The 7986-nt window shown below is 58.4% G+C and carries 8 protein-coding genes; 5 read left to right on the top strand and 3 right to left on the bottom strand.

Annotated elements, in window-relative coordinates:
• Nucleotides 1-208: 208 nt before the first annotated feature.
• Together VGL70_02905 and VGL70_02900 are read right to left on the bottom strand one after the other, a co-directional pair.
• Nucleotides 209-751 carry a hypothetical protein gene (locus tag VGL70_02905; protein HEY3302467.1) on the bottom strand — a complete coding sequence of 181 codons (543 nt, stop codon included), beginning with the start codon at nt 749-751 and terminating at the stop codon, nt 209-211.
• Nucleotides 748-1281 (bottom strand): cupin domain-containing protein, encoded by a 534-nt coding sequence (locus VGL70_02900; GenBank protein ID HEY3302466.1) that lies wholly within the window; start codon nt 1279-1281, stop codon nt 748-750. Before VGL70_02900 ends, VGL70_02905 begins: the two co-directional genes overlap by 4 nt.
• Before the next feature lie 178 nt (nt 1282-1459).
• Here VGL70_02900 and VGL70_02895 point away from each other — a divergent pair, with 178 nt between their 5' ends.
• Nucleotides 1460-2548 carry an extracellular solute-binding protein gene (locus VGL70_02895; GenBank protein HEY3302465.1) on the top strand — a complete coding sequence of 363 codons (1089 nt, stop codon included), beginning with the start codon at nt 1460-1462 and terminating at the stop codon, nt 2546-2548.
• A gap of 89 nt (nt 2549-2637) precedes the next feature.
• Here VGL70_02895 and VGL70_02890 read toward each other — a convergent pair whose 3' ends face one another.
• Nucleotides 2638-3777: a cupin domain-containing protein gene (locus VGL70_02890; protein HEY3302464.1), complete on the bottom strand. Its 1140-nt coding sequence runs from the start codon at nt 3775-3777 to the stop codon at nt 2638-2640.
• 561 nt (nt 3778-4338) lie between these two features.
• Here VGL70_02890 and VGL70_02885 point away from each other — a divergent pair.
• Genes VGL70_02885 through VGL70_02870 form a run of 4 tightly spaced genes read left to right on the top strand, consistent with a single transcriptional unit; the run spans nt 4339 to nt 7974 of the window.
• Nucleotides 4339-4722, top strand: a complete 384-nt coding sequence (locus VGL70_02885) for a hypothetical protein (GenBank protein ID HEY3302463.1) — start codon at nt 4339-4341, stop codon at nt 4720-4722.
• A 12-nt stretch (nt 4723-4734) separates the two neighbouring features.
• Nucleotides 4735-5898 carry an aromatic ring-hydroxylating dioxygenase subunit alpha gene (locus VGL70_02880; GenBank protein HEY3302462.1) on the top strand — a complete coding sequence of 388 codons (1164 nt, stop codon included), beginning with the start codon at nt 4735-4737 and terminating at the stop codon, nt 5896-5898.
• Between the two features lie 47 nt (nt 5899-5945).
• On the top strand, nt 5946-6773 hold the full coding sequence (locus tag VGL70_02875) for an NAD(P)-dependent oxidoreductase (protein HEY3302461.1): 828 nt from the start codon (nt 5946-5948) through the stop codon (nt 6771-6773).
• 52 nt (nt 6774-6825) lie between these two features.
• Nucleotides 6826-7974, top strand: a complete 1149-nt coding sequence (locus tag VGL70_02870) for an extracellular solute-binding protein (GenBank protein ID HEY3302460.1) — start codon at nt 6826-6828, stop codon at nt 7972-7974.
• Nucleotides 7975-7986 lie beyond the last annotated feature (12 nt).

The raw sequence follows: 7986 nt of genomic DNA, 5'->3' as shown, positions 1-7986 counted from the left end.
GTGGATGAAGGTCGTGGTTGAATTCCAGTTTGAAGCCGTACTGGGGAAAACCCGCCGTACGGAATTTTAGAGAGGGAGGAGGAAACACGCCTGTTCCTGTATGGGTTCATGTGGTGCGCCTCCTCCCTACTCGACGGTGAGTTGAGTCTTTCGCTTATTACCTCTCTTTTGGTTGCGGCTCCGCTGTGGCGGTTGAGCGAACGGCCGGTCACTTTGTGCTTTCGTCCCAATCCGGAGCCGGCTCAACCTGGTCAAGCTCGGCGCCCCTGTCGACGCCCAAAATGTCGACCAGGTTTAAGTCCGCCGATATGAACCGGACCGGATGACGCAGATCCAGGTTCACATGCTGGACGACGACGCCGTTGCTGCGTATCGGTATGTTGACGAGATCTTCCGCTTGCCAGTCGTGGCGCACGCCGTCGAGCAGAGTGTAGCCCCTGCCTTCTAATATGTACAAAACGGAGCCACCCGGCGTTTTTTGTGCTCCGCTTCGGCCGCCCGGAGCAATTTCCTGCTCGAACACGAGCATCGATCGAATCGCCGTGCCCTCGAGAGCGGGGTGCAGGAACCACTTCATTTTTCCCTGGCGATTGTTTTCCCAGGGAAGATCGCGGCCCTTGATGAGCCAGGCGCCTTTGCCTTGGTGCTCGCGCTGTCGATCGCGCAGTTGGTACAGCCATTCGAGCAGGTTATCGGATCTTTCGGAGTAGGGAACGCCAAGATTCTCGTTGGTTGGTCGAATCTTATTCATCGGGCGCTCCGTCCGTCGGTCTTGGATTTAAAGTCCGGATGGTTCTCGACCTGCACCATTTCACTGGCGCCCCATTCAAAGAGCGCTCCGCTGATGAACGCAATCCATTTGGCGGGCCTGTCGTCGTAGCGATTGTAGTGCTTGTGCTCGACGCCCCCGGGCTTCAGAGGCAGCAGTAGCAGATCGCCCGCCTCCCAGTCATGACGCTCGCCGTCCACTTCGGACCATCCCTCTCCCTCGATGATGTAGATCACCAGGCCGCCCTGGTGGCGATGCTTCCCGGAGTGCACCTTGATATCCTGGACGAAGATGTTCCAGTCGTCCAAGACGGTTTCCGGCGCAATCCCGCTATAGCGGGAGGGCCACATGTAATGCTTTACCAAAGCCTGGCGGCTCATGACCCAAGGGCATTCTTCCCCGCGGATCACGACCTTGCCGCTGAAGGAGCGCTCGCGCTCAGCGAGTTGGTGAGCAATGATTTCCTCGTAGTTATTCCGCTCGCGAATACGCTCCCGGTTGCGCGTTGCCATAGCTGACCTTCCTTCCGTAGTAACTGAACATTCTCCTCAACCTAGCGAAGCAGGAGAAAACCGTCAAGCCGTTGCTGGTAAAGCACGGCGGCGCTTATTGACACAGTCCATCGAAGGCTTTTATATATGGGCACGCTTGAAATCTTCGCTGGACAAGATAAGGACGGGAGCGCTCGCTATGAAAAGCCGTATCGTTGCAAAGATAGAGATTCTTCTAATGGCTACGGCCCTGCTTGCCTTCGCCTCGATGGGCGCCGGCGCGGACTGGGACAGCACCCTCGAAGCGGCGAAAAAAGAAGGCAAGGTAACGGTCATTAGCGACGTAACCGCTACCATGCGCGATGCCCTCACGCATGAGTTTCAGAAAAAGTACGGTCTCTCCGTCGAGCTTTTCGGAAGCGCCGGGCGTGAGGTCCCGCCCCGGGTCGCTGCTGAGCGGAAGGCGGGACGGTTTCTCTGGGATATTTACATCCACGGCTCGACGACGGCGCTTGAAGCGATGATCCCCATGGGAGCGTTCGACCCCCTGGAGCCGGCGCTGATGCTGCCGGACGTAAAAGATCCCAGAGCGTGGCGCGGCGGGGCGATCGAGTTTCTCGATCCAAACAAAACGGTGATGGTGATGACTCCGTTCCACAGGGGCACCATTTTCTACAACACGAAGATCGTCAATGCGAAAGAGTTTAAGTCCCACAAGGACCTGCTCGATCCGAAGTGGAAAGGAAAGATGATGGTGGACGACCCCCGGAGGGCAGGCCCCGGGGCCGCGACTTTCACCTTCTTTTATCTTCATCAGGACCTGGGCTCGGATTTCATTCGCGCCCTGGGCAAACAGCAGCTGACCATCTCCAGGGACTATGCGCAGGAGGTGGATGCGGTCGGTCAAGGCCGCTATCCGGTGCTTATCGGTGCCGCGGACTTTGTCGCGATCGCCAGAGCGAGGCAGGGAGTGCCGATTGGGATCGTGGACGCCAGGCAACTAAAAGAGGGAACCGACCTGAGCCCAACCAATGGCAACCTCGCATTGTTTAACAAAGCGCCGAATCCCAATGCGGCCAAGGTCTATATTAATTGGCTGTTATCCAAAGAGGGCCAGACGATCTTTGCTCGCGCCAACGGTTACATAAGCGCTCGATTGGACGTGCCAACCGATCATACCGAGCCATGGAGGGTACCGCTCCCCGGCGCGATCAAGACTTACACGAAGGAGGCAATGGGGGTCAAAGAAAACTTGGCGCCATTGCTGCAAGAGGTCTTCGGCAACTAAATCTGCCCCGTCGGGCCGACGATACGTAGAATCAGGAAAAAAGCCGGGAGGCCGCCTCACGGCGCGCCTCCCGGACTTTCGGTCAAAGATTACATAATTATCGGATCGGTGCGGTAAGTCACCGGCGGCATGCGGCTCTGGACGCCGTTCTTTTTGCAAGCGTCTTCGAAAGCCCTGCGAATTTCCGGATCTTCATCCTCGTATTCGATTAAAGTCCCGCCCTCACGCAGGCTCGTCGTCGGACCTTCCCGTTTGTCCCGTGTGCTCGCATCATGAAGGGTGGTGGGGTTCTTGCGGCTCCCAAGACGGAGCGCAATGTGGCGCGCCGGCTCGGCGCCGGTGTTGAGGTGGGTGTGGAACCAGCCGTCCGGCGGGCTGTAAATGCTGCCCGGCTTCCAGTCGCATTTCACGACCTGGTTCCCTTTTCCATTCTGGAAAGGACGCACGCCCAATTCCTTTGGCCACATATAGATGTAACCCTTGGAGCGGACGACCAGAAGAATAGCTCCTGCCGCGTGATAGTGGGCCTTGTGGTAGATCCCCGCCGGCCACTCAGAGAGATGTCCGATCAGGCTATTATCCGCCATCTCGAAGCAGGTGATCCCACCTTCGGCAACCTTGTATGACGCCGTATCCAGGGGGGCGGATCTGCAATCGGCGATAAAATTCGTGTCCCACATGCTGGTGCGGTTTGCCTTGTAACGCTTGTTGCTCATGTTGAAGTAGGATTCCTCGCCCTGGTAGCGCGATTTAAAGGCATGATTGTTGTTAAAAACAAAATCCGGGTCGCGGAAGAAATCCATGATGATCGGCGCCGTCGTCACGGCGAGCAGATAGGCCGGCTCGCGCGAGCCGTTGTAAAGGCGGTGCCAGGTGTTGAGCGGCGGAGCGAAAAGACTCCCTTCGGACCACTCGAAAGCCTGCTTGCGCATCCCTTCATACCAGACCTCGGTGCTGCCGCGTCCCTTCAAGACGTACAAGAGCTTGTCATAGACGTGTCTTTCAGGGCTGAGCGTGCCGCCGGAAGGGATCTCAACGACGTACATGCCGGTTACTCCGCCACTGCCTTTTAGCTGGATGTAAGTACCGGCGCCACCCAAGCGCGCCCACGGTTTGCGCGGCAGCTCGGTTACGTCCTCGACCGCGAGTCCCTCGTAGATTGGAATGCCTTCCTGCTCCATCCACATCTGATATGCAGTCTTCGCAGGTTTATAAACTATTTCGTCCATGGTGACCTCCATCGTTGCGTTGGCTTTAACCCGAGTTAATATTGTTGCGGGCTGCCAATGTCAAGCCGATGAGCCGCCTTCGCATCCACGCGCGGATCATTGCTTGAATCCGGACAGCCCAAGAGGTAGACACAAACCACGCGTCTCTAGGCCGCGCCTGGAAGTCTCGAATAGTGGAGAACAATGGATGAATCGTGTTTCTGCGCGTAACTTGTCTCAAAGTCCGCATAGAAGGTGGCTGCCGACATTTTTTTTGCCGGCGCTGATCTTACTATTTCAGTTGTCCTCCGCTCCGGCTCACGCGGCGGAAACGCAGTCCTCGTCGCAGGCGGAGTGGAACCATACCGTTCAGCAGGCTAAACAAGAAGGACAAGTGAACGTTTACCTGTGGGGGAGCACGGCGGTTCTGGATGAGGGAGTGTTCCAGGCGGCTTATCCCGGGATCAAAGTAACCGCCGTTTCGGGCGCGGGCGGACAACTGCTCCAGCGCATTCTCAGCGAGCGGAGAGCGTTCGCGATAACCGCTTTGCGGTTGACTGGCTCGCCGGCGGCAAGTTCGCCTTGTGTTTTTTCTGCAACGACATCGACGTCGCCCAACGCCAGGGGCTCCCGGTGGACACTTTCAAAGAGATCATGAAAGAAGGCGCCGGGCTCTATCAGCAGGCGGGGAGCATAACGCTGGTGAATCGGGCCAACACGGCCAAAGTCTTCATCAACTGGTTCCTTTCGAGAGAAGGGCAGCTTACGCTGCAGAAAGCCGCCGCCAAAGTTTTGGGAAGCGCTCCGGACTCCCTGCGCGTGGATATTCCGAAAGAGCGTGTTTTACTCGAAGATCGTCGCCAGGACGGAATCACATATATGGATATGGACACCCCGGAGCGGATCGATATCAAGCCCGTGGTCCAATTGTTTTCGGACGCTTTGACCAGGGCCGGCAAAAAGTAACGAGGATAATTTATGAGCCAGGAAGAGATGGACTTCGTTCACACGGGGCCGGGGACCATCGCCGGCCGCTACTTGAGAAAGTTCTGGCAGCCGGTTTGCGTCGGCGGCGATCTCAAGCCCGGACAGGCGCTGCCGGTGAGGCTCATGAGCGAGAACTTCACGCTCTATCGGGGAGAGAGCGGAACGCCCTACGTGGTAGCTTTTCGCTGCGCCCATCGCGGCGCGCAGCTTTCCACCGGTTGGGTGGAGGGCGACGACATCCGCTGTCGTTATCATGGTTGGAAGTACGACGGCTGCGGGCGGTGCATCGAGCAGCCGGGGGAAGAGGAGTCCTTCACTGCCAAAGTCGGGATAAAAAGTTATCCCGCCCGGGAGCATCTGGGGCTCATCTTTGTTTATTTGGGCGAGGGCGAGCCGCCGCCGCTCAGGCGATTCCCCGAGTTCGAAAAGCCCGGTCTGATATCGGTCGGCCCGCCCGAGGTGTGGCCGTGCAATTACTTTAACCGCATCGACAACGCCTGCGACGTGGGCCACGTGACTTTTACCCATCGAGAATCGCTCCAGCGCCGCGCCGGCAGCCCGAAGTATTTCACGGTGCCGACCCTTGCGGCCGAGGAGACGGAGTACGGCATCAGGACGGCCGTCGTGAGGACGGAGGGGCCGACGGATTACTTTCACTTCCACATGCCCAACATCAATCAGGCGCCGCCCAGCGGCCGCGTCGAGACCGGCGCGCAAAACGCGGCGAACCTCCGCGCCCACCGGCTGTTCTGGCGCGTGCCCATCGATGACGAGCATTGCGTGAGCTACGTCGTGAGTTGGCTGCCCCTGACGGGAGACGCCGCCAGGGATTTCGAAGCGCGGCGCGTCGATCTAAGGTCTTCGATGGCGGCCTCGCCCAACGAAACCGCCGCGGCGATCTTAAAAGGAAAGATGCGGCTCAAGGACGTCGATAAGGACGCGAGCCCGTACTATTTTTTCTGGATCGAAGACTACGTCGTCCAGGTCGGCCAGGGGACCATCGCCGACAGATCCGATGAACGGCTGGGCCGTATCGACGTGGGGCCGATTCTCTTGAGAAAAATCTGGCAGAGAGAGCTCCGCGCGCTGGCCGAGGGGCGCGGCCTCAAGCAATGGAAGAGCCCGGAGAAGCCGTTGGTAGAGACCGAACGCTGAAGACCGCGTCCGTCGGGTTCGGCTTGCAACACCTCAAGGAGCCGCTAATGACTAAGGTTGGTTTTATCGGACTTGGCAACATGGGAAAGCCGCTGGCGACGAATATCGCTCAGGCGGGCTTCGACCTCATGGTGTACGACCGGCGCGAGCAGCCGATGAAAGAGCTTGCGGCGACCGGCGCGAAGACGGCCGGCTCCGCGGCCGATGTGGGGAAGCATGGGGAGGTAATCGGATTGGCGGTCGTGGACGACGAACAAGTGGAGGAGGTGACGTTGGGAGACGGCGGGCTCATGAGCAGCGCCAAACCCGGCACGGTCATCGCCGTCCACAGCACGATTCATCCTCGAACGGTGCGCAAGCTGGCCGATATCCTCAAGGCGAAGGGCATCGGCCTCGTCGATGCGCAGATGAGCGGCGGCTCCGCCGGCGCCAAAGACAAGACGCTCTGTTTTATGGTGGGAGGGGAAAGCCCCCTCTTCGAAAAATGCCGCCCCGTGCTCGAGGCGTCGGGAAAACACATCTTTCATATGGGCGCGGTCGGAACCGGGGCCACGGCCAAGCTCGCCCAGCAGACGATGGTCGTCGTCAATATCCTCTCGGCCTACGAGGGCATGTCGCTGGCGCAAAAAGCGGGGATCGATCCGGAGGTTTTTCAAGAGCTCGTGCGCGTGAGCGCGGGACAGAGCCGCATGGCCGACAACTGGCTCAAGTTCAGCGATAAGACCGGCAAGGATCCCCACATGGTAGAGCTTTTTTTCAAGGGCGTATGTCCCGCCGTCGAGATGGCTCACGAGCTGGGGCTTCCCGTTCCCGGCCTCGCGCTGGCGCAACAGCTCCTCGCTCGGATCTTCGAGGGAAAAATTAGCAACGGCTGACAATCCAATCGATCGCCGGCGCCCGCGGGCGCCGAAAGCGCAGGAGAAAAACATGAAGGCAGCAAGAAAAAAAGGGCGTCGGGCGTTTCGCAAGAGCGTCCTTTTCTTCACTTCTTTGTTTCTCTTAATTCAGCCGGCGAAAATCGTTTTGTCCGCCGAAGCCGCGTGGCAGGCGGAGTGGTCCAAGACCGTCGACGCCGCTCTGAAAGAGGGACAGCTGAACGTTTATTATTGGGGACCGCCTTACGTGCTGGATGGAGGCGCGTTTCAAAAAAAGTTTCCCCAGATCAAGCTTGTCGTTGTCAGCGGCCAGGGGGGCCAGCTCCAGCAGAGAATTTTATCGGAGCGGCGCGGCGACAAGTTCATCGCGGATGTCTTCATCGACGGCGCCTCCAACTTTCACCCCAATATGTTTAAAGCCAAGGCGCTCGATCCGATCAAAGCCGCTTTGATCCTGCCGGAAGTCACCGACGAGTCCAAATGGTGGCACGGCAAGTTGAAATACCTCGACGCTGAACGACAGTCTGTGATCGCGTTCGCCGGCTCGCCCAACTACGGTACGATCGGCTACAACACCACGCAGATGGCCCCGAAGGAGTTCAAATCCTACTGGGATTTTCTCCAGCCCAAGTGGAAGGGAAAAATCGCCGCGAGGGACATCGCCGAGGCCGGCGGCGGCAGCAGCCCCATGAGGTTCTTTTATTACAATCCGGAGCTCGGCTCGCCGTTCATCCGGCGGCTTTTCGGCGAGATGGACGTCACTCTGTTCCGGGATTCGCGTCAGGCGATCGATTGGCTCGGCAGCGGAAAGTTTGCCATCTGCTTTTTTTGCCCGGGAGTCGAAACCGCGAAACGCCAGGGGCTCCCGGTGGACGACTGGAACAAATTATTGAAAGAAGGCGCCGGGATTTCGGGTCAAGTAGGTTATATAGGATTGGTCAACAAAGCACCGCACCCGCATGCAGCCAAAGTTTTCATCAATTGGTTCCTCTCGCGCGAGGGGCAGATAGCCTTTCAGCAAGAGCAAGCGAAAGCGGACAGCGCTCGGGATTCTCTTCGCATCGACATCCCTAAAGACTACATACCTCCCGGAGAGCGGAGGATTGACGGGGGTAATTACGTGGAGCTGGACAGTCCCGACATGATGGATATGGAACCAGTCCGCAAGGTGTTTCGCGAGGCGCTCGGCGCCAAGCCGTGAGGTAATGCCCTG

Source organism: Candidatus Binatia bacterium (assembly GCA_036504975.1).
Taxonomy (GTDB): Bacteria; Desulfobacterota; Binatia; order UBA9968; family UBA9968; genus JAJPJQ01.
The sequence above is the reverse complement of the archived record's forward strand: the minus strand, read 5'-3'. Positions and strand labels throughout refer to the sequence as shown.